General features: G+C 63.6%; 18 protein-coding genes, 3 tRNA genes, 1 rRNA gene, 1 other RNA gene and 1 riboswitch. Of the genes, 20 read left to right on the top strand and 3 right to left on the bottom strand.

What is annotated here, in order from left to right; translation table 11 throughout:
• The first annotated feature begins 498 nt into the window (after positions 1–498).
• From ftsZ to ACYVRU_RS08390, 6 genes are all read left to right on the top strand, one after another.
• Positions 499–1,620: a cell division protein FtsZ gene (gene ftsZ, locus ACYVRU_RS08415; RefSeq protein WP_022740276.1), complete on the top strand. Its 1,122-nt coding sequence runs from the start codon at positions 499–501 to the stop codon at positions 1,618–1,620.
• 24 nt (positions 1,621–1,644) lie between these two features.
• Entirely contained in the window at positions 1,645–2,472 is an 828-nt protein-coding gene (locus ACYVRU_RS08410) for a purine nucleoside phosphorylase YfiH/LACC1 family protein (RefSeq protein ID WP_173112457.1), read from the top strand.
• Positions 2,473–2,476: 4 nt separating this feature from the next.
• Positions 2,477–3,169: a YggS family pyridoxal phosphate-dependent enzyme gene (locus ACYVRU_RS08405; protein ID WP_173112460.1), complete on the top strand. Its 693-nt coding sequence runs from the start codon at positions 2,477–2,479 to the stop codon at positions 3,167–3,169.
• A gap of 104 nt (positions 3,170–3,273) precedes the next feature.
• Positions 3,274–4,071 carry a cell division protein SepF gene (locus tag ACYVRU_RS08400; RefSeq protein WP_461186017.1) on the top strand — a complete coding sequence of 266 codons (798 nt, stop codon included), beginning with the start codon at positions 3,274–3,276 and terminating at the stop codon, positions 4,069–4,071.
• Positions 4,072–4,117: 46 nt separating this feature from the next.
• The gene (locus ACYVRU_RS08395) at positions 4,118–4,375 is read left to right on the top strand and encodes a YggT family protein (protein WP_022740272.1); all 258 of its coding nucleotides are present in this window, start codon (positions 4,118–4,120) and stop codon (positions 4,373–4,375) included.
• Between the two features lie 63 nt (positions 4,376–4,438).
• Positions 4,439–5,242: a DivIVA domain-containing protein gene (locus ACYVRU_RS08390; RefSeq protein ID WP_461186016.1), complete on the top strand. Its 804-nt coding sequence runs from the start codon at positions 4,439–4,441 to the stop codon at positions 5,240–5,242.
• Positions 5,243–5,315: 73 nt separating this feature from the next.
• On the opposite strand, the gene ACYVRU_RS08385 is transcribed toward ACYVRU_RS08390, so the two are convergent.
• Complete coding sequence (locus tag ACYVRU_RS08385) at positions 5,316–6,209, bottom strand: MarR family winged helix-turn-helix transcriptional regulator (RefSeq protein WP_173112466.1); 894 nt, start codon at positions 6,207–6,209, stop codon at positions 5,316–5,318.
• A gap of 301 nt (positions 6,210–6,510) precedes the next feature.
• Between ACYVRU_RS08385 and ACYVRU_RS08380 the strand changes: the two genes are divergently transcribed.
• The 4 genes from ACYVRU_RS08380 (at position 6,511) to nrfD (ending at position 10,468) form a co-directional block, all read left to right on the top strand.
• Positions 6,511–8,070 (top strand): FAD-dependent oxidoreductase, encoded by a 1,560-nt coding sequence (locus ACYVRU_RS08380; protein ID WP_173112469.1) that lies wholly within the window; start codon positions 6,511–6,513, stop codon positions 8,068–8,070.
• A gap of 36 nt (positions 8,071–8,106) precedes the next feature.
• Complete coding sequence (locus ACYVRU_RS08375) at positions 8,107–8,730, top strand: cytochrome c3 family protein (RefSeq protein WP_157012221.1); 624 nt, start codon at positions 8,107–8,109, stop codon at positions 8,728–8,730.
• Between the two features lie 35 nt (positions 8,731–8,765).
• A complete protein-coding gene (locus ACYVRU_RS08370; RefSeq protein WP_269434848.1) occupies positions 8,766–9,425 on the top strand; it encodes a 4Fe-4S dicluster domain-containing protein in 660 nt (219 codons plus the stop codon).
• 71 nt (positions 9,426–9,496) lie between these two features.
• Positions 9,497–10,468, top strand: coding sequence for an NrfD/PsrC family molybdoenzyme membrane anchor subunit (nrfD, locus tag ACYVRU_RS08365; RefSeq protein ID WP_157012219.1), 972 nt, complete (start codon positions 9,497–9,499; stop codon positions 10,466–10,468).
• Positions 10,469–10,565: 97 nt separating this feature from the next.
• On the opposite strand, the gene rnpB is transcribed toward nrfD, so the two are convergent.
• An RNA gene (rnpB, locus tag ACYVRU_RS08360) (RNase P RNA component class A) lies at positions 10,566–10,940 on the bottom strand.
• A gap of 178 nt (positions 10,941–11,118) precedes the next feature.
• Between rnpB and ACYVRU_RS08355 the strand changes: the two genes are divergently transcribed.
• From ACYVRU_RS08355 to ACYVRU_RS08315, 9 genes are all read left to right on the top strand, one after another.
• Positions 11,119–11,745, top strand: coding sequence for a thiamine diphosphokinase (locus tag ACYVRU_RS08355; RefSeq protein ID WP_461186015.1), 627 nt, complete (start codon positions 11,119–11,121; stop codon positions 11,743–11,745).
• Between the two features lie 30 nt (positions 11,746–11,775).
• Positions 11,776–11,901, top strand: a riboswitch (TPP riboswitch).
• Positions 11,891–13,240, top strand: a complete 1,350-nt coding sequence (thiC, locus tag ACYVRU_RS08350) for a phosphomethylpyrimidine synthase ThiC (RefSeq protein WP_173112476.1) — start codon at positions 11,891–11,893, stop codon at positions 13,238–13,240. Its footprint overlaps the riboswitch before it by 11 nt.
• Before the next feature lie 256 nt (positions 13,241–13,496).
• Entirely contained in the window at positions 13,497–14,168 is a 672-nt protein-coding gene (thiE, locus tag ACYVRU_RS08345; protein ID WP_173112479.1) for a thiamine phosphate synthase, read from the top strand.
• A gap of 115 nt (positions 14,169–14,283) precedes the next feature.
• On the top strand, positions 14,284–14,880 hold the full coding sequence (locus tag ACYVRU_RS08340) for a cysteine hydrolase family protein (protein WP_173112482.1): 597 nt from the start codon (positions 14,284–14,286) through the stop codon (positions 14,878–14,880).
• Between the two features lie 124 nt (positions 14,881–15,004).
• The gene (gene thiD / locus ACYVRU_RS08335; protein ID WP_157012209.1) at positions 15,005–15,862 is read left to right on the top strand and encodes a bifunctional hydroxymethylpyrimidine kinase/phosphomethylpyrimidine kinase; all 858 of its coding nucleotides are present in this window, start codon (positions 15,005–15,007) and stop codon (positions 15,860–15,862) included.
• Between the two features lie 177 nt (positions 15,863–16,039).
• Positions 16,040–16,113: transfer RNA gene (locus ACYVRU_RS08330), tRNA-Gln, on the top strand.
• Positions 16,114–16,134: 21 nt separating this feature from the next.
• Positions 16,135–16,211, top strand: a tRNA-Glu gene (locus ACYVRU_RS08325).
• 53 nt (positions 16,212–16,264) lie between these two features.
• A tRNA-Glu gene (locus tag ACYVRU_RS08320) sits at positions 16,265–16,341 on the top strand.
• Positions 16,342–16,417: 76 nt separating this feature from the next.
• Positions 16,418–17,167 carry a sulfite exporter TauE/SafE family protein gene (locus ACYVRU_RS08315; protein ID WP_288221096.1) on the top strand — a complete coding sequence of 250 codons (750 nt, stop codon included), beginning with the start codon at positions 16,418–16,420 and terminating at the stop codon, positions 17,165–17,167.
• On the opposite strand, the gene ACYVRU_RS08310 is transcribed toward ACYVRU_RS08315, so the two are convergent.
• Positions 17,164–18,690 (bottom strand): CCA tRNA nucleotidyltransferase, encoded by a 1,527-nt coding sequence (locus tag ACYVRU_RS08310; RefSeq protein WP_157012208.1) that lies wholly within the window; start codon positions 18,688–18,690, stop codon positions 17,164–17,166. The two genes, ACYVRU_RS08315 and ACYVRU_RS08310, sit on opposite strands and share 4 nt — an antisense overlap.
• 506 nt (positions 18,691–19,196) lie before the next feature.
• Here ACYVRU_RS08310 and ACYVRU_RS08305 point away from each other — a divergent pair.
• Positions 19,197–19,384: ribosomal RNA gene (locus ACYVRU_RS08305) — 16S ribosomal RNA — on the top strand; the annotation flags it as partial.

The raw sequence follows: 19,384 nt of genomic DNA, 5'->3' as shown, positions 1-19,384 counted from the left end.
CGCGGTCTTCGGTCGGCGAACACCCCCGTTTTTGCAGCAAATCGCGAGTTGTAAGCGTCTAGGGGGTGCGGAACTTTTTGAAACCCCCGCAGCCAATGCTCACGACCTGGGGTTTTGCAAATATGGAAACTTCTGCGGGCCTTCTCTCCCGCATCGAGACGCTTATAACTCAAGATTTGCTGCAGAAACGGGGAGGTTCGCCGACCGAGAGTTTTCCCAGGAAGCGAGAAAACGATGCGGTCGCTCGCTTCGGAGCCCTGCGAAGCACGGCGCGGTTGCCCGCTTTGCCGCCCTGCGAAGCGCGATGCGGTGGGTTTCTTGTCGTATTCGTGTATCTGCAGGCTCCTTTGGCGGTGATTTGCGTTGCAAACGAATGGGCATCGTGTACAATGTCCTGCATAAATGCCGCCTTTGGGCGGACCGCAGGGCGCGCCCGAGCAACGACGCGCGGAAACGAGACAAACGCAGCAGTAAAACGCAACAGGTGTGGAGGACGAAATGCCGAACATTCCAGGCTCTGAACATTTGGCCGTCATCAAGGTCGTCGGTGTCGGCGGCGGCGGCACGAACGCCGTGAACCGCATGGTGGAGGCCGGCGTGCGCGGCGTGGAGTTCATCGCCGTGAACACTGACCGCCAGGCCCTTCTCATGTCCGATGCCGACAAGACCATCCACATCGGCGAGGAGCTGACCCGTGGTCTCGGCGCCGGCGCCAACCCCCAGGTGGGCTGTCAGGCCGCCGAGGAGAGCCGCGCGGAGATCCGCGAGGCTCTGGCCGAGGCCGACATGGTCTTCGTCACCGCTGGCGAGGGCGGCGGCACGGGCACCGGCGCGGCCCCCATCGTGGCCGAGATCGCCCGCGAGGAGATCGGCGCCCTTACCGTGGGCGTCGTCACCAAGCCCTTCTCCTTCGAGGGGCGCCTTCGCCGCAATCAGGCCGACCAGGGTATCGATCTGCTCTCCCAGAAGGTCGACACCCTCATCGTCATTCCCAACGACCGCCTGCTCGAGATCGTCGACAAGAAGACGTCCATGATCGACGCCTTCCGCATCTGCGACGACACGCTTCGCCAGGGTATCCAGGGCGTCACCGACCTCATCACCATCCCCGGCCTCATCAACCTCGACTTCGCGGACATCCGCACGGTCATGAAGGATGCCGGCACGGCCATGATGGGCATCGGCATCTCCACGGGCGAGAACCGCGCGCTGGACGCGGCCCAGCAGGCCACCTCTTCCAGCTTGCTGGAGTCCTCCATCGCCGGCGCCTCGCGTGTGCTGTTCTCCATCGCCGGCGGCCCGGATCTCACGCTGACCGAGGTCTCCGAGGCGGCCCGCACGGTGGAGGCCTGTGCCGACGAGAACGCCAACATCATCTACGGCCAGATCATCGACGAGGAGCTGAAGGACGCCGTGCGCATCACAGTCATCGCCACGGGCTTCAAGGTGGGCGCCTCCCAGTCCTCCATGGACTTCGCGCCGCGCAAGGACCTGTTCGCCTCCACTGAGCCCGCGCCCCAGCCGGTTCAGCAGGCGCCGGTCACCTTTTCGGCTCCCGCACCCACGAGCCGCTTCACGGACGAGGACTACATCCCCGACTTCTTGAAGCGTGCCCGCTAGGGGAGAGGCCGACGTTCGAATCCCATGGCACTTCCCAAGCCGACATTGCAGGCCCGCCCGTCAGCGGGCCTGTCCTTTTTAACCGACGAGTCCCTGTTTGCGGCCACAGGCGTGCGCCTGGGCTTCTCTCGCCGTCAGGGCGGGGTGAGCGAGCCCCCTTACGACGGTCTCAATTTGGGCGATCATGTGGAAGACGACCCGATGGCCGTGGCTGAGAACCGTGCGCTCCTCCTGGACGCCGCGGGCCTTGGGAGTACTCGGCTGCTTACGCTCAACCAGGTGCACGGCGATGTCGTGCTCTCTCTGGATGACGATGCGGCTGCCGCATGGGAAGCGGTGGCGCGCGCCGGGGCCGCCGGTGCCGACGGCGTGGCCGTGGCCGCGCCGGATGTGACGGCGCTTTTGTGCTTCGCCGACTGCACCCCGGTCATCGTCGTGTCCCCGTCGGGGGCTTACGCCGTGGCCCACGCGGGGTGGCGCGGGGCGCTCGCCGGCATTCCCGCCAAGGCCGTGGCGGCGCTGGCAGCCCTCGATGTCCGTGCGGGACGAGCCGTCGATCCTTCCGAATACAACGCCTACGTCGGCCCGCATATCGGCGCGGAGTGCTACGAGTGCGGCCCCGACCTCGTCGGCCGTTTCGTCGAGCGCTTCGGGGCCTCGTGCGCCCGCGGCGCCGATCACCTGGATCTGGAAGCTGCCGTGCGCGCCAGCCTCGCCGAGGCCGGTATCGCGCCGGAGCGCATCGCGTCGTCGGGGGAGTGCACCGCCTGCCGCGACGACCTTTACTTCTCGTATCGCAAAAGCGGAGGCCGCTGCGGACGCCACAGCGCCTTCGCCGGTCGAAAGGAATGAGCTTGTGAGTATTGCCGAGCGCTATCAGAGGGTGGCCGCGGAGGTGGCCGAGGCAGCGATGGCTGCGGGCCGCGCGCCCGAGGACGTGCTCCTTGTGGCCGTGTCGAAGACGGTCGGGCCTGAGGGCGTGGCCGAGGCCATCAAGGGCGGCGCCCGGGATTTCGGGGAGAACCGTCCCGATCAGATCGTACTGAAGTCCGCCGCCTTCCCCGAGGCCCGCTGGCACTTCATCGGCAATATCCAGTCGCGCCGCATTCCCGAGATCGTCGCCTCCGCAACGCTCATCCACTCCCTGTACCAACGACGCCATGCCGAGAAGATCGACCGCGCGGCCGCGGAGCTTTCCAAGGTGCAGGACGTGCTCATCGAGGTGAATGTGTCGGGCGAGGCGTCGAAGAGCGGGGTGGCGCCGGCCGAGGCTGCCGAGCTCGTGCGCGCAGTGGCCGCCCTGCCCCACGTGTCCGTGCGCGGGCTTATGACCATGGCCCCTGCCGGCGACGCGCAGGCGGCCCGCGAGGCCTTCGCGGGACTAGCTGAACTTGCCGCCCAGATTCGCTCCCAGCTTCCCGCCGATGACGCCGCCGTTTTCACGGAGCTCTCCATGGGCATGAGCGACGACTGGCGCGAGGCGGTGCCCCTGGGGGCTACCATTGTTCGCGTCGGGCGGGCCATCTTTAGTGAATCTTATCAGGAGTAGCCTTCAAGCTGGTATGATGATCGAGAACACTGCGGGGCCGCAAGCGCCCCTTTAGACCTTAGAACCACGGCGGGCGGCACCGCCCACACGAAGCAGGAGGCTCCATGGACGGCAAGAGCATGTTCGGCGATATCAAGTCGAAGCTGGGTTTCGGCCGTAAGAACGATTACGAGGAGTTCTACGAGGACTACGAGGAATTCGAAGAGGGCGACGACTACGGCGAGTACGGCTACGACGAGTCCTACGAGCGCACGTCCGGCTCGGCCTATGACCCCTACGACTCGGTGACCACCCGCGAGCCCGGCGAGCGTTCCCGTGGCCGCTCCTCCATGCCCCGTCTCGTCTCCATCGACGACGTGCGCGCCCGCACGGCGGTCCCCACGCTGCCCGACGACGATGCGCCCGCGAGCCGCCGCGGCTCCTCCAGCTCGTTCCGCACGATGGTCGATTCCTCGCTGCCGCCGCAGATGACCCCGGAGGGCACGGCCGCTGCCTCGGCCGCCGCCTCGGCGGTGCATCACGCCCGCTCCGAGGGTTTGAACTCACTGTTCGAATCCACCACGCCTCCGACCGATACGCGCCCGACGAGCTCGCGGGGCGCTTCTGCCTCCGCTTCCGGTTCGCGCTTCACCCCCTCTCGCACGCTGAAGGTGGTGGCTCCCGGCGCCTACAACGACGCCGAGGCCGTCTCCACGGCGCTCAAGCTCGGCAATGCGGTGGTGCTGAATTTGGCGGCCACTCCCGATACGCTGGCCAAGCGCATCCTGGACTTCTCCTTCGGCGTGGCCAGCGCGCTGGATGCGAACGTGGAATGTGTGGGCAACAAGGTGTTCGCCCTCACTCGCATCGACGAGCTCACCGAGGCCGAGCGCTCCTACCTGCGCACTCAGGGCATCATCTAGCGCTTGGCGCGCCCTTAAGACCTTCCGACTAAGGAGCCTTTGAACTATGCTGACCTACCTCCTCGTGAGACTGGCCGACGCCTACTCCATGATCATCTTCATCTACGTGATGATGTCCTGGCTGCCGAACACCCAAAGCGGCATCATCGGCGACATCTACCGCGCTCTGGGAAAGCTGTGCGACCCGTATTTGAACTTGTTCCGAAAATTGATTCCGCCCCTTGGAGGAATGGTGGACGTGACTCCCATCATCGCTCTGCTTGTATTACAATTCGGGGTACGTTTGCTGGTGATGATTTTCTAAATTCAGACGGCCGGCATTCCGACGTGTCAGCGACGTAACATCGTAAGAAACTGAGGTACCTACATGGCAATCACCGCTTCCGACATCCACAATCAGAGCTTCTCCATCGACCGCAAAGGCTACGATGTGGATGAAGTGGACGTGTTCCTCGAGCATGTCGCCGACGAGATCGATATTTTGAACGACACGATCGCGCACCTTCAGGATCAGCTGGAGGCCGATCGTTTCAGCGGCTTCGACGCGCCTGCCGCCTCCACGGTGGCCATCGCCGAGGTGGCCGCGGCGACCGTCGACACCTCCGAGTACGACGCTCAGCTCGCCCAGAAGGACGCTATCATCGCCGATCTGGAGCGCCAGCTTTCCGACAAGCGCGCCGACGACAATGCCATCGCCCAGGCTCTCATCATCGCCCAGCGCTCGGCCGACGAGATTCTCGCCAAGGCCAACGCGAACGCCACCGAGACCATTCAGGACGCCCGTGACGAGGCCCAGCGCATCATCGATCGCGCCAACACCGACCGTCAGGACGTCATCGATGCCATCCGCAAGCTGCAGGACGACCGCGAGGACGCCCGCGAGGAGTACGCCGACCTGCTGAAGGACATCATCTCCGACGCTTCCCGCAAGTTGGCCGACATCGGCGCCAACGTGCCGGCTGCCGCCACGGCGCTGGATGGCGAGTACGACGTGGTGCCCGGCCTCACCGGCAACTTCGAGATCGACGAGTACGTGGCGCCTTCCGCCTACGTGACGCCCCAGGCTCCGGCCGCCGTCGTGGCCGCCGCCACCCCGGTTGCCTCTCCCTACGAGAAGGATCTCTCCGGCTTCGGCGACGCCGACGACTTCGAGTTCGAAGAGATCGACTAACCAACCGAGGAAATCTCCCTGGTAGAACGGAAAAGGCCCCACGGGGCCTTTTCTTTATGGTGCAAGCAATGTTTTAGATGCCCGCGAAGCTTTCCCCGAAGACCTTCTGCATATAGCTCTTCCGGTGGCGCGGATGCACCGCTTTCAGCACCTCCTCGAATTCCTCGCGGGTCACGTCGAACTGCTTCATGTAGCGAGTGATGAACCGTTCGCGTATCTCCTGCGCGGTAGAGACGCCCTCTTCTGTAAGCTGCACTTTAATCTTTCCGGATCCCGCTACCTTCTCTCGTTCGACGTAGTGTTTTACGCGACTGAGGCTGCGCACGGCGTTCGATACCGCGCTGTTGGATACCTTGAGAAGATGGGATATCTCCGCGCACGTGAGCACGGTGCCTCGCTCGAGCAGCAGCATGAGGATGCGGGCGTCGAGGAGGCTTAGGTTGTAGGTGCTCTTGAACCAACTGACTGCGCTGAGAAGATAGATCCTCGTTACGAAGGGGTAGAAGGCTTGTCCCGGCAGCTCGAGGGCGGCTTGAATGGGGTAGTTGCTATGCTCGATGAGCTTTGCACCCGAGGAGAGATAAATCTGCGTAGTTTGGGGGCCGATGAGGCTCCAGTATTCTTGGGAGTACTCGACGAGCGCCGTTGTGCATCGGCCGAGCTCTCGCTCGCCGTCTTTAGTAACGACCGCCCAAACAGCCTTGAGATCGTTCCGACTGTCGGCCTTTTCGATGAATCCCAGCGCTTCCAGATTCTTGGCGGCATCGCTTATGGTGCTGGCGCTGAGATACAGGGCCTCGGCCAGCGTATGGATGCGCGCCCGCTTGTCGGGGGTCATGCTGAGGAAAAAGAGCATACGGTATTCGGTTAGAGTGAGCTCAGTTTCGCCCTCGATGATGTCCTCGACGAGTCGGCAGTAAAGGGTCAATCCTGTGATCATGTCGGAAATAGGAGCTGCGCTTTCCATGCCCTGCCTCCTCGCATTGTTCGCATGCATTTCGGGAAGCTTCCTTTTCCAGTGCCGGCAGAGGACCCCTCCGTCCCGCCCGGAAACCTTCATGTCACATATTACGGGAACCAACGCGTTCTTGCACGGGTTGTGTGGGAAGAATTGTTCGATAGCGAAAATATCAGTTAAACGAAAACTTCTCCAACTGATGCTCCGCATTGCCAACCCTTGCCTGGAAATCGAGCGTTCTGAAGCGCAAACTGTGGTTAGTCTTGAGGAAGACGGAAGGGTTTTTCGAAGCTCGATCAGAGGAGGAATGATGGAAAACGCATTGAGCCGCAGGAATTTTATCGGAGGTGCCCTCATTGCTGGAGCGGGCATGGTAGGTGCCGCAGCTTTGTCCGGGTGCGCCGGAAAGGCCTACGCGAAGCAGGACACCACCGGCATTAAGTGGGACAAGGAGGCCGACGTCGTCATCGTGGGCGGCGGTGCGGCGGGGCTTTGGGCCGCCGTGCAAGCCTACGACAACAACCTCTCCGCTATTGTGCTGGAAAAGCAGCCCGAGGAGTCGGCCGGCGGCGATGTGCGCTGCTGCGGCGGTTATCTGTTCCCCATATCGACTGATCCCAACGTGCTGATGAGCACTGGCTCGTTCGGTGAAGCCAACGAGGATCTGGTCTACGGCATCGACGAGTACGGTACCGACGCCATCGATTGGCTCGTTGCCCACAAGTACATGGAGTGGGCCGATCAGCCCTATGTGGTCATCGATGGCGCGGGCCCGGGCATCTACAAGGGACTGCTGCAGGCGGCGATCGACGCCGAGGCCGAGATTCTCTACGAGACCCCGGGCTTATCTCTCATCACCAGCGACGAGGGGGAGGTGGTTGGCGTGGTGGCCGGCACCAAGGACGAGCCCCTCAATGTGAAGGCGCATTACGGCGTGCTTCTGGCCACAGGCGCCTATACCATGAATAAGGAGCTCATGGCGAACTTTCACCTCATGGGCATGGATTACTTCTCGGTCGGCTCGCCCCATCTGACGGGCGACGGCCTCATTATGGCTGGCGAGCTGGGGGCGAAGCTCTCCAAGTTGGCCAAGGGCTACGAGATCATGTACCTTACTTCCAAAGCGGCTAGCAAGGAGATCGGTACGGGCATGTTCTGTTTGCCCCCCGACAACGGCAGCGTCATGATCGTCAACCAGAACGGCGACCGGTTCATCGACGAGTTCTGCTCGTTCACCCACAACAAATCCACTTTGCCGCTGTTCGACTTCGAAGGCGACATGATGCAGTGCCGCGCCGACGGTGCCCATTATGTGAACTCCTCGATGTTCGAGATCGTGGATCAGGCGACTTTTGATGCCTTCACCTTGGGTAACGCCAACGCTGGTTGCAGCTGGGCCAACTGCATGCCCGAGGAGGTGGGCGGCTACATCTGGAGCGCGGACAACCAGGCCGAGCTCGAGAAGGGCTGGATCATGCGCGGCGAGACGGTGGCGGACATCGCCGAGGCCATCGGCATCAGCGCTGAGAAGCTGCAGGCCTCCATCGACAAGTACAATGCCGATTGCGCTGCCGGAGTCGATGCCTTTGGCCGCAACCCCGAGAAGATGGCTCCTTTGGGCGATGGCCCTTACTACGCCATCGAGCTTGCGCCTTCCATTATCTACACCATCGGCGGTCTGACCACCGACGAGTACGGTCGCACGCTCACATGGCGCAACGAGCCCATTCCCCGTTTGTACAGCGCGGGCAACATCGGCAACGTGGTCACCTATATGCAGCCTATCGCCGTCAACGGCTGCTGGGGCCAGGCCGGCGTGGCGATCAGCAGCATCGCCGAGCTGGAGCCGTGGGACTTTGATCTCGAGTAATTTCGGCTCAATAGCGAGAACAAGGACGGTACCATCATGAACAAGAAACTATTTCTGGGCAGCATGCTTTTGGGCGTGGCGCTCGTGGCGGCGCTGGCCGGCTGTGCGCAGCAGGCACTCTCTTCCACAGGAAGCGCGATTGACTGGAACGGCATAACGTCTGTTCAAGCCACACCTAAGGACAAGGTGAAGTTCAAGCTGACCGAGGAGTCGGAATGCGATGCCTGCCATGACTCGGAAGTGGCCTCCGCTCAAAACGAGCTCTGCCTTGCCGGCATCGAGGACCACCAGGACATTGGCTGCCTCGATTGCCATACGAAGGATAAGGCTCTGGAGGGGGCCCACCGCAAGCTTTCGGCTGACAGCAAGGAGGCCGACAGTCTGAAGCGCACAGAGGTGACCGATCAGACCTGCTTGAACGAAGACTGCCACAACTATGACGAGATGATCGCGAACATTCCCGACGACAAGCTTTTGGTGGATGCCAACGGCACGACGGTGAACCCTCATGAGATTCACAATGTGGGCACTTCCCACGGGGACATCAAGTGCTCCGACTGCCATCTGACGCACAAGGAGGGGGAGGCCTATCAAACAGCCACCGACAAGTGCCTCAGCTGCCACCACGAGAACGTTTACGAGTGCGGTACCTGCCACTAGGCGGCTCCACGAATCATTGAAAAGGAGTGCGTAAGATGAGTATCTCGACGACTGCTCTCGATAGACGCAGCGCTGTGAAGATCGCGGCGGCCGCTTCCCTTCTTGCCGCCGGCGGAGCGTGCATCTTCATGGTGGACGCGGCACACGCCGAAGACGAGGGTCGGGCCGAGGGCGGCAGGGAAACGGGTCCCTACGCTGGCCGCGTGGGCTTTCTCGTGAAGCCGCACAATTGTCTCAACTGCCAAGCTTGCGTTGAGGCTTGTCGCAAGTTCAACAAGACCCCCGAATCGCGCCCGGCTCGCCGCCACATTACCAAGTACGAGAAAGACGGCGAGGCGCTGTTTGTGTCGACGTCCTGCATGCACTGCGAGGAGCCGGCCTGCGCGTCGGTGTGCCCTGCCGGAGCCATCAAGAAGGCGGAGGACGGGGTGGTCTACGTCGATAAGGATCGCTGCATCGGCTGCAAGTACTGCTACCAGGCCTGCCCCTTCGGCGTGCCCACCTACAGCTCGGCCGCTATGGACAAGTGTGACTGCTGCACCCTGGGCGGCACGCGCCCGGGCAACGCCCCGCGTTGCGCCGAGGCCTGCAAGTTCGGGGCGCTTCACTTCGGCACGGTAGACGAGCTTCTGGCCCAGTGTCCCGACGCCAAGGTGGTGGAGGCGTCCACGAAACCGTCCTTCTATTTGGCCTAGCCGATAGATGACCGGGGCGCGCCTGAGTGCCGCGCCCCACCGTGAAAACCATTTCGTGCTAAGGAGAGAGAATGGAAGGATTGCAAGATATTTGGGGCTGGCAGCCCGCCCTGTACCTGTTTTTGGGCGGCATGGGCGCCGGCGCGTTCATCGCTGCCATGGTGGTGTACTTCAGGGAGGGCGACAAGGCGCGCTCCACGGTGTTCGCGTCGCTTGTGGCCGCTGTTGTCTGCCTCGCCGTGGGCCTGCTGCTGCTTTTGAGCGAGCTCATCACGCCCTTGCGCGGTATGATGATGTGGCAGAGCTTCTCGAACTTCGGCTCGTGGATGACCTTCGGCGCCTGGATCGTGTTCGCGGCTCTCGTGGTATTCGCTCTTGAGGCCATCGTCGTCTGGGAGAAGACGGCCGGGGCTTTGGCGAAGCGCATCAAGGGCTTCGACGGGTATGCGCCGAAGCTGGCGCGCGCGTTAGGCGTCGTCAGCTGCGTGCTGGGCTTCTGCGTGGCGGTGTACACGGGCATTCTGCTCATGAGCGCTCCGGGTGTTCCGCTCTGGAACACATTGCTCCTGCCGTGCTTGTTCACGGTGTCGGCGCTGGATACCGGCGTGGCTCTGGTGGAGGTTATCGCGCTGGCCAACCGTAAGAAGGCCGCGCTTTCCAAGGAGACGAACCGCATTTTGGAGTACGCGGTCGTGGCGCTGGTGGTGTTGGAGCTGGCAGTGTTGGCCCTCCTTTTGGTCTCCATGGCGGGCTCGCCGGTTCAGGAGTCCCACGAGGCCGCCGTTGCCGCCCAATCGGCCGCACTCATCATCGGAGGCGATCTGGCTCTGCCGTTCTGGGCGCTGGTCGTCCTGGTTGGACTGGTCTGCCCCCTTGCGGCGGCGCTTGTCGCCCTGGTGGGCAAGTCCGACAAGGCCCAGGGCGCCACGCTCTGGGGTGCTTTGGGCGCCATGATCGGCGGCTGCGCTCTGCGCTTCATCATCGTTATGGCCGGCCTTCATGCCGACCCGGTAATTGATGCGGTGTCGCAGTTACTCGGATAGCCCCCTCGACCCCTTTGGGTGATCCCCTTCCTTAAAAACGGTCCGCTGCGTAGTCGCAGTGGACCGTTTTGATTCATGGAGAGGCAGTGCAAACAGAAAGGCGAGCGGGCCTGTAAGCCGGGTTCTGTCTTGGGACGGCCATTTATCTCGAACGCGAGTCGCCCCGCGCCTCTAGCACGCAACCCGAGCGCACGGCGGGCCACCGTATGGCGCTCCTATTTGCGCTTGCTCCAGATGGGGTTTACCAAGCCGCGACGTTGCCGCCGCGCTGGTGCGCTCTTACCGCACCGTTTCAGCTTTTCTCCTGTGTCGCGCATGCTGCGCATCGCAGCATGTTCCGAGCAGGGGAGTCTTCTTTTCTGTGGCACTGATCCGTCGGGTCGCCCCGCCCAGCCGTTAGCTGGCATCTTGCCCTGCGGAGCCCGGACTTTCCTCGCACCCTGAAAGGGTACGCGGCCGTCTGGCTCGCTCGCCTGTGGTATTGTAGCAGAACTTGCTTCACCCTGGTCGAACCACACGAGTGACACACCGTGTCATCCTGGGCGGAGCGCGCAGCACGAGGTCGAAGGATCTAGCGGCTCCCCGCAATGAGATCCTTCGACTTGCGCTCGCTTAAGGATGACATGGTGAATGTGAATGGAGGATATGTTTTGAGCACGGTCGCATTAGTTGGCGCATCGGATTTCAATGCCGCTCACTTTGCCGCCCATTGGAAAGAGGGCGCCTTCGATGCGGTCATCGCCGTGGACGGGGGGTTTGCCTCCCTGGCAGCTGTGGACTGCGCGCCTGATCTGGCCATGGGCGACTTCGACTCGCTGGGATACGTGCCCGAGGGCATGTCCGTGAAGGCGTTTTCGCCGGAGAAGGACGCGTCGGATATGGAATTGGCTTTGGAGGAGGCCCTCGCGCGCGGCGCCGATGCCGTGGAGGTGTACGGCGCGCTCGGGGGGCGGCTCGACCACACGGTGGCGAACTTGCAGCTCTTGGCCTCCTTTGCCGAGCGGGGGCTCGCTGTGGCCGCAGTGGGGGAGCGCGAGCTTATCGCGTTTCTCGTCGGCCCCGGCGAGCTGCGCCTTCCCGCGTTGCCGAGCGGTATCGTGTCGGTGTTCTCGCTCACCGACGTTTCCACGGGGGTTGTGGAAGAGGGCCTGAAGTACGGCCTCGATGGCGTGGCCCTCACGAACCGCACGAGCTGGGGCCTTTCCAACGAGCTTGTCGGCACGCCGGCCCGCATTGCCCTGGAAAGCGGCACGCTGGCAGTGTTTTTGCCGCTCTAGCGCTGTGCCGTTCCCTATACTGGCACTACAACCATAGACTTGGGGAGCTTGCAGCCGCGTGGCGGCCGGGCAGGCTGAGAGGGGGCGCCGAATTCGCCCCGACCCGCAAAACCTGATATGGGTAATGCCAACGAAGGGAGTTTTCATGACTGACAGCCAGTCTGCCGACGCAGCACAGCCGATCACGCAGATCGACTTCGCCCGCGCCGGCGTCGTCACGCCTCAAATGGCCGCCGTTGCCGCTGCCGAGGGTCGCGAGCCGGAGGACATCCGCGCCGCCGTGGCTACCGGCCGCATCGCCATTCCGGCCAACATCCACCACGCAAGCCTCGCGCCCGCCGGCGTCGGTTCCACCCTGGAGGGCGTCCCTCTCTCCACGAAGGTGAACGTGAACCTCGGCATCTCGGGCGATCTGGCCGATGAGGCTCTGGAATGGGAGAAGGTGGACGTGGCCCTGGAACTGGGCGCTGACGCCATCATGGATCTTTCCAACTCCGGCAAGACCCGCGCCTTCCGCCGCGCGCTCGTTGAGAAGTCGCCGGCTATGATCGGCACCGTGCCCATGTACGACGCCATCGGTTACCTGGAAAAAGCGCTGATCGCCATCACGCCCGAGGACTTCCTGGAGGTGGTGCGCGCCCATGCCGAGGACGGGGTCGATTTCGTCACCATCCACGCCGGCATGAACCGCCGGGTCATCGAGTCGTTCAAGGAGACGGGGCGGCTTACCAACATTGTGTCCCGCGGCGGCTCCCTCATCTTCGCCTGGATGGAGGCCACCGGTCGCGAGAACCCCTTCTACGAGTACTACGACGAGGTGCTCGCCATCTTGCACGAGCACGATGTGTGCATCTCCATTGGGGACGCCATGCGTCCCGGCAGCGGCTACGATGCCACGGACGCCGGGCAGATCGCCGAGCTCATCGAAATTGGCAAGCTGACGCGCCGCGCCTGGGACGCCGGAGTGCAGGTGATGGTGGAAGGCCCCGGGCATATGGCGCTCGATGAGATCGCCGCCAACATGAAGCTGGAGAAGCGGCTGTGCCACGAGGCGCCCTTCTACGTGCTGGGGCCGCTTGTGACTGACATCGCCCCGGGCTACGACCACATCACGGCGGCCATCGGAGGCGCCATCGCGGCTTCTGCCGGCGCCGACTTCCTCTGCTACGTGACGCCGGCCGAGCATCTGCGCCTGCCGGACGCGAACGACGTGCGCGAGGGGCTGGTGGCTACGAAGATCGCCGCCCACGCCGCCGACATCGCCAAAGGCGTGCCCGGCGCGCGCGATCGCGACAATCGCATGAGTGATGCGCGGCGCCGCGTGGCCTGGGACGAGATGTTCGAGCTGTCGCTGGATCCGGTCCGCGCCCGCGCCGTCTTCGAGAGCGCCCCGCCTTCCACCGAGGGCACCTGCACCATGTGCGGCAAGATGTGCGCCATGAAGACCGTGAACGACATCATGGACGGTCTCGTGGTCGACCTGGATGCGGAGTAGGGGCGCCAAGGAGGCGTTGGAAGAGAATGGGGCGCGAGGCGCAGAGTCGGGTCGATCTTCGCCCCCTATTGAGGCAGAAAAATCGAGTTGTTAGACTTTTTCAGCAGGGCATTTTGCGGAAACAATGAACTAAAAAGGTCTGACCAGGCATTTTCGTAGTGTTTCCTCCTGTTTGCTCGGCATCGCGCTTGCGCAATGTCTAACAACTCGAAAAAAGTGACCAGAACGAACACCCAGTTTGGAACAAGGAGTGAACATGCCTGTACGGGAACGTGGAAAGTGGTCGGCGGAGGCCATTCGCTGTGCCTTGAAGCTGTACGCGGTGACGGACAACGCGTGGCTGGGGGAGAGGTCGCTGGCGCAGTGCGTGGAAGCAGCGCTTGCCGGGGGTGCGACCTTCGTGCAGCTGCGCGACAAGCAGGCGACCGGCGATGCGCTGCGGGCCGAGGCGGAGGAGCTGCTCGCGCTCTGCCGCGCGGCCGGCGTGCCTTTCGTGGTGAACGACGACGTGGAATGCGCGCTCGCCGTGGGCGCCGACGGGGTGCACGTGGGCCAGGACGACATGGCCTGCGAACGGGCGCGGGCGCTGCTCGGCCCCGACGCCATCGTGGGCGTCTCTACCCAGACGGTGGAGCAGGCGCGGGCAGCCGAGGCGGCCGGTGCCGACTACCTGGGCGTCGGCGGCGTGACCGGCACGGCCACCAAGCCCGAGGCCGGGGTGCTCGCAGCCGAGGAGTTCCGCGCTATCGTCGCTGCCGTGGACATCCCCGTCGTCGCCATCGGCGGCGTGAATGCCGCCACGGTGCCGTGCCTGTCCGAGCTGGACGTTGACGGCGCCGCCGTGGTGAGCGCCATCTTCGCCGCTGACGATATTGAGGCCGCAACACGCGAGCTTTCCCGTATCATCGACGAAACCCTGAGTATTTAAGTCATGGTCGCCTGCTTGCCGCAGCCGCGAAAGGGGCGGCGCTCCTGGCTTCGGGCAACGCGCAGGGAGAAACGGGACGGGAATCGGAAGACCCGTTAGCGAGAAAGGAACATCCATGCTCGGCGACGAGAACAACAACGACCTCATCGACCTCACTTCCATCGATCGCGCGAAGTGCGCGCTGCTCGTCATCGACGAGCTGGGCGATCCCACGGGAGGCCCGCTCGAGCCGGTGCTCCTGCCTGCCATCCAGCAGACGGCCAAGCTCACGACGGCCGCCCGCGCCGTCGGTATGCCCGTCGTCTTCACCAACGACGCCCACCTCCCCGGCATTGATCGCGAGTTGGCCCTGTGGGGCGCCCACGGCATCGCCGGAACCCCCGAGGCCCAAACGTCGCCCTTGCTCGATCCTCAGCCCACCGATTACGTGGTGGAGAAGCGCCGCTACAGCGGCTTCTTCCAGACGGGACTGCTTTTGCTGTTGAACGAGCTGGACGTCGACACCCTCATCTGCTGCGGCATGGATACGAATATCTGCGTGAAGCACACGGTGGCCGACGCTTATTTCAACAACTTCAACATCATCGTGGTGGGCGACGCCACGGCCACCTTCCTCGTGGGCAACCAGGAGGAGGGCCTCGAATACATGAAGGTGTGCTACGCTGCCAAGGTCGTCGACACCAATGAGGCCGTGAATCTCATCGAGGGGTAGCCCCCGTCTCATCAACGGTTGATTGCCAGAAAGGGGCGGCCGTGCAGGCGCGCCCCTTTCGTGTGAAATGATGGTTTCATGCGGCCGTTCGGGAAGCGGTCGACGCCGTCGCGAAAGGAATGCCATGAAAGCGGTTCTCACCATTGCCGGATCCGATTCCAGCGGGGGAGCGGGTATCCAGGCCGACCTGAAGACCATCGCCGCCCATCATCTGTTCGGGGAGAGCGTCATCACGGCGCTCACGGCCCAGAACACGCTCGGCGTTACCGACGTGCTCGAGGTGGATCCCGTTTTCGTGGGCACCCAGATCGACGCCGTCTTCGACGACATCCGGCCCGATGCGGTGAAGATCGGCATGGTGTCGTCGTCGGCCATCGTGGGCGCCATCGCCGATGGACTCGATCGCCACAAAGCCGCCAATGTCGTGGTCGATCCCGTTATGGTGGCCACGTCGGGCTCGGCGCTCATCGCCGACGCCGCCGTGGACGCGCTGGTGCGCCAGCTGTTTCCCCGGGCCACGGTGATCACCCCCAACATCCCCGAGGCCGAGGTGCTCTCGGGCAGGGCCATCGCATCTTCGGAAGACGTGGAGGCGGCTGCGTCGTTGATCGCCGACCGCTGCGTCGCCGTTTGGGAGAACGCGTCGGATTTCACGGACGCAGCGCCTTCCGTGCCCGCTATCCTCATCAAGGGCGGCCACGGGGTGGACGAGCCGGACGCCGCCGACGACTACCTGCGCATGGCCGACGGCGAATCGGTGTGGCTGCGGGGTACGCGCATCGCCAACGACAACACCCACGGCACCGGCTGCTCCCTCTCCTCGGCCATCGCCTGCGGCCTGGCCCGGGGCTTTTCCGTGGACGTGGCCGTGCGCGACGCCAAGGCCTACGTGGCCGGCGCCCTCGCGGCCGGTCTGAACCTGGGGCGTGGCTCGGGTCCCCTCGACCACATGTGGCAGTACGGCACCCCCATGCCCTGCTAGGGCGAGAACAGCTCTGTCGTACTGGGGTTTTCGCGCGAGCTTTTCACGCGATGCGGTTGCGGCCGCTCCCCGCATTTTTCGTAATTCCCAAAATTGGGGCTTGACGGGGGGCGCTTGCTTCCGTAACATACTCACTTGCGCTCGCCGCTTTCGGGCGGTGTGGCGAGAAAGTTATGTTGGGGTGTCGTCTAATGGCAGGACAGCGGTTTCTGGTGCCGTATGTGAGGGTTCGACTCCTTCCACCCCAGCCATTTTCTCGCGTGGCATTTCGTGGCTCCGTCGTCTAGCGGTTTAGGACGCCGCCCTCTCAAGGCGGAGGTCGCCGGTTCGAATCCGGTCGGAGCTACCAAGGAATCCGGGCCGGGAGGCGCCACGTCTCCCGGCTTCATGAAGCGCCCATGTGGCTCCGTCGTCTAGCGGTTTAGGACGCCGCCCTCTCAAGGCGGAGGTCGCCGGTTCGAATCCGGTCGGAGCTACCAAGAACTCACGAGCCGCCCTCGGGCGGCTCTTTTTGCGTCCGGCGAGTGTGGCGGAGAGGCGAGAAGGGAAGGCGTCGTGGAGTTTCTCATCGTGTGCCCGTTGGCGCTCATCGCCGGTTTCGTGGACGCCATCGCCGGCGGGGGAGGGCTCATCTCCCTGCCCGCCTACTTCTTTGCCGGCCTGCCGCCCCATGCCGCCATCGCCACCAACAAGCTCTCCAGCACCTTGGGCACGCTGGTGGCTACCGTACGCTATGCGTTGTTCGGTTACATGGTGAAGCGCTTCGTTGTCGCAGGCGTCGCCTGCGGCCTGGTCGGTTCGGCCATCGGCGCGAATCTGGCGCTTCTGGCCGACGCCACCGTGCTCACCGTGGTGATGCTCGTGGCACTTCCCCCCGTGGCGTTCCTCGTGTTCCGCTCCAAGAACCTCGACCGTTTCGCCGAACGTCCCTTGCCCCCGCGCCTGGCCCTTGCGGCCACGGCCCTCATCGCCCTGGCCGTGGGCGTCTACGACGGGTTCTACGGGCCGGGGACGGGCACCATCCTCATGCTGCTGCTCGCTGCCGTGGCCCACCAGGACGTGCGCACGGCCGCCGGCACCACCAAGGCGATCAACCTGGCCACCAACGTCGCCGCCCTGGCGGTGTTTCTCGTCAATGGTGCGGTGCTCATCCCGCTGGGGCTCGCCGCGGCGGCCTTCAATATCGCCGGCAATTGGCTCGGCTCCACCTTCTTCGACAAGAAAGGGGCGCTCATCCTGCGCCCCATCATGCTCGTCGTCATTGTCCTGTTCGCCATTCGCCTCGTTACCGACCTTCTGGCCTAGGACGTCTCCCTGCGAAGCTTTTCCGCGAAGGCGAGCAGCTCCTCGCGCTCGTTGGGGACGCGCTCGTCGATGACAGCGTCCAGGCACGCATCCAGCAGACGGCCCACCTCCGGGCTGGCCGCCACGCCGAGGGCCATGATGTCGCGGCCGTTTATGGCGAGGTGCTTCACCGTGAAAGCGGCCTCCTCTTCCAGAATCTGCTCCATGAGGGCGCGCAGCTCGTCGGCGGTATCGGCTCGGGGAGCGCAGAACGGCGCCTGGGCCAGGGCGTCGGCCCGCTTGATGTCGCAGAGGGCCGCGAACAGGTCGGTGCGTCCCCCGAGCCGCCCCAGCATGCGGCGCACGGCTCGGGCGTTGGGGGGCACCACGTCGTCGTGGGCCCGCACGAGAGGCGGCACGTCCCGGCGCAGCCAGGCAGGGAAGGGAAGGCGGTGCATGATGCCGCAGGCCAATGACACGCTGACGGCGGCATGGCCGTAGAAGTGCTCCACGGGCCCCTCGTCGGTCTCCTCGAAGAACGCCGCTGCGGGCTTGCCCATGTCGTGGAACAGGGCGCTCCAGCGCTGCAGCGGCTCGGGCGGCGTGCGCTGCACCACCCAGGCGGTGTGCTCGAGCACATCGTATATATGGTACTTCGTCACCTGGGCGCAGCCTTTCATGGCCACAAGCTCCGGCAGCACGAAGGCCAGTACATCGACGCAGGCCATAAGCGCATCGTGCACATAGTCGCCGCAGACGAAGCGCTCCAGCTCGCGGTAGACGCGCTCGCCGGACACTTGGCGCAGCAGGTTTTTGCAGGCGATCATGGCCTCGAAGGTGGCAGGGTCGATGGCCACACCGAGCTGTGAGGCGAAGCGACAGGCTCGCAGGATGCGCAGTGCGTCCTCGGAAAAGCGCGTCGTCGGGTCTCCCACGCTGCGCAGGACGCCGCGCTCCATGTCGGCCACGCCGCCGAAGGGATCGATGATCCCGCGCGCAGGGTGGTAAGCCAGGGCGTTTATGGTGAAGTCGCGCCGTTTCAGATCTTCCTCAATGGAGGAGGCTTGGGTCACGGAGTCAGGGTGGCGCCCATCGCTGTAGGTGCCGTCGGTGCGGTAGGTGGTGATCTCCAACGGCTCGCCGTCGCGCACTACCGTGAGCGTGCCATGGGCGACGCCGGTCTCCACGGTGCCCCAGCCGGCATCACGAAAGGCCTCTTGCACCGCGGGCCAGGGCAGGCTCGTCGCGATATCCACATCGTGGATGGGCCGCCCGAGCAGAGCGTCGCGAACGAAGCCGCCCACGCACCATGCCTCCCCTCCGGCCTCCTCGATGATTTCCAGAGCATCATGGGCGGCAAGAGGAAGGGGCAGCGCTTGGGGAAGATCGTCCCGAATCGCTTCGCCGGGAGCGAATTTGTTTTCACGTCCAGCACGGACAGCGACCGTCTCGTCGGGCTTTGTCGCGTCTGAAGGCCGCGATGCGTCGTTGGAGAAGCGATAAGGACGCGGTGATGTGTTGGGGTTGCGGTGAGCGGCAGTCATAGAGCTTGTCCTTAGGATCGGTGATTTATCCCTATTATACAGGGCTTTTGCGAGATAAGAAGATACAGCGTGATGCAGCTGGGCAAAAAGTTTTAATAAATTTCAAAAAACCCCTTGCGCGAAACCCGGGGAGCTGTATTATATGCAAGCTGTCTTTTTCGGAAGTACGAAAGACAGTGGTTCTGACGAACCTTCGAGGTTGTCAAGCGTTGAAACAAAATTGTTGAGGTTTTGTGAAGCGGTTGACAGGGACTTCGAAACAGCGTAAAGTATTTCCTTGCGCCGCTCGCGAGGGCGGCGGGGCGGGAAGCCTCCCGCGGAACCTTGACAACCGGATACTGAGGATGGAATTCGAGAGACGGACAATACGTCTTCTCGGATGTCAGACGGACATTCGAGAGAGCAAGCTTTAACTTTTTCCCTGTCAGGGGCCGAGGGGCCCCGACGGAGAGTTTTCAAACAGAATCGAGACTCACATCGATCCTACGGCGCCTCCGGGCGCTGTTCGAACGGAGAGTTTGATCCTGGCTCAGGATGAACGCTGGCGGCGTGCTTAACACATGCAAGTCGAACGATTAAACTGGCTTCGGCCAGATATAGAGTGGCGAACGGGTGAGTAACACGTGACCAACCTGCCCCGCGCTCCGGGACAACCGCTGGAAACGGCGGCTAATACCGGATGCTCCGGGGAGGC

It is taken from the genome of Adlercreutzia sp. CNCM I-6216 (assembly GCF_977113345.1).
The sequence above is the reverse complement of the archived record's forward strand: the minus strand, read 5'-3'. Positions and strand labels throughout refer to the sequence as shown.

Excerpts from the sequence above, each read along its gene's own strand:
- ftsZ (WP_022740276.1), top strand. The coding sequence starts at position 499 with ATGCCGAACATTCCAGGCTCTGAACATTTGGCCGTCATCAAGGTCGTC.
- ACYVRU_RS08410 (WP_173112457.1), top strand. The coding sequence starts at position 1,645 with ATGGCACTTCCCAAGCCGACATTGCAGGCCCGCCCGTCAGCGGGCCTG.
- ACYVRU_RS08400 (WP_461186017.1), top strand. The coding sequence starts at position 3,274 with ATGGACGGCAAGAGCATGTTCGGCGATATCAAGTCGAAGCTGGGTTTC.
- ACYVRU_RS08395 (WP_022740272.1), top strand. The coding sequence starts at position 4,118 with ATGCTGACCTACCTCCTCGTGAGACTGGCCGACGCCTACTCCATGATC.
- ACYVRU_RS08390 (WP_461186016.1), top strand. The coding sequence starts at position 4,439 with ATGGCAATCACCGCTTCCGACATCCACAATCAGAGCTTCTCCATCGAC.
- ACYVRU_RS08385 (WP_173112466.1), bottom strand. The coding sequence starts at position 6,209 with ATGGAAAGCGCAGCTCCTATTTCCGACATGATCACAGGATTGACCCTT.
- ACYVRU_RS08380 (WP_173112469.1), top strand. The coding sequence starts at position 6,511 with ATGGAAAACGCATTGAGCCGCAGGAATTTTATCGGAGGTGCCCTCATT.
- ACYVRU_RS08375 (WP_157012221.1), top strand. The coding sequence starts at position 8,107 with ATGAACAAGAAACTATTTCTGGGCAGCATGCTTTTGGGCGTGGCGCTC.
- ACYVRU_RS08370 (WP_269434848.1), top strand. The coding sequence starts at position 8,766 with ATGAGTATCTCGACGACTGCTCTCGATAGACGCAGCGCTGTGAAGATC.
- nrfD (WP_157012219.1), top strand. The coding sequence starts at position 9,497 with ATGGAAGGATTGCAAGATATTTGGGGCTGGCAGCCCGCCCTGTACCTG.
- thiC (WP_173112476.1), top strand. The coding sequence starts at position 11,891 with ATGACTGACAGCCAGTCTGCCGACGCAGCACAGCCGATCACGCAGATC.
- thiE (WP_173112479.1), top strand. The coding sequence starts at position 13,497 with ATGCCTGTACGGGAACGTGGAAAGTGGTCGGCGGAGGCCATTCGCTGT.
- ACYVRU_RS08340 (WP_173112482.1), top strand. The coding sequence starts at position 14,284 with ATGCTCGGCGACGAGAACAACAACGACCTCATCGACCTCACTTCCATC.
- thiD (WP_157012209.1), top strand. The coding sequence starts at position 15,005 with ATGAAAGCGGTTCTCACCATTGCCGGATCCGATTCCAGCGGGGGAGCG.
- ACYVRU_RS08310 (WP_157012208.1), bottom strand. The coding sequence starts at position 18,690 with ATGACTGCCGCTCACCGCAACCCCAACACATCACCGCGTCCTTATCGC.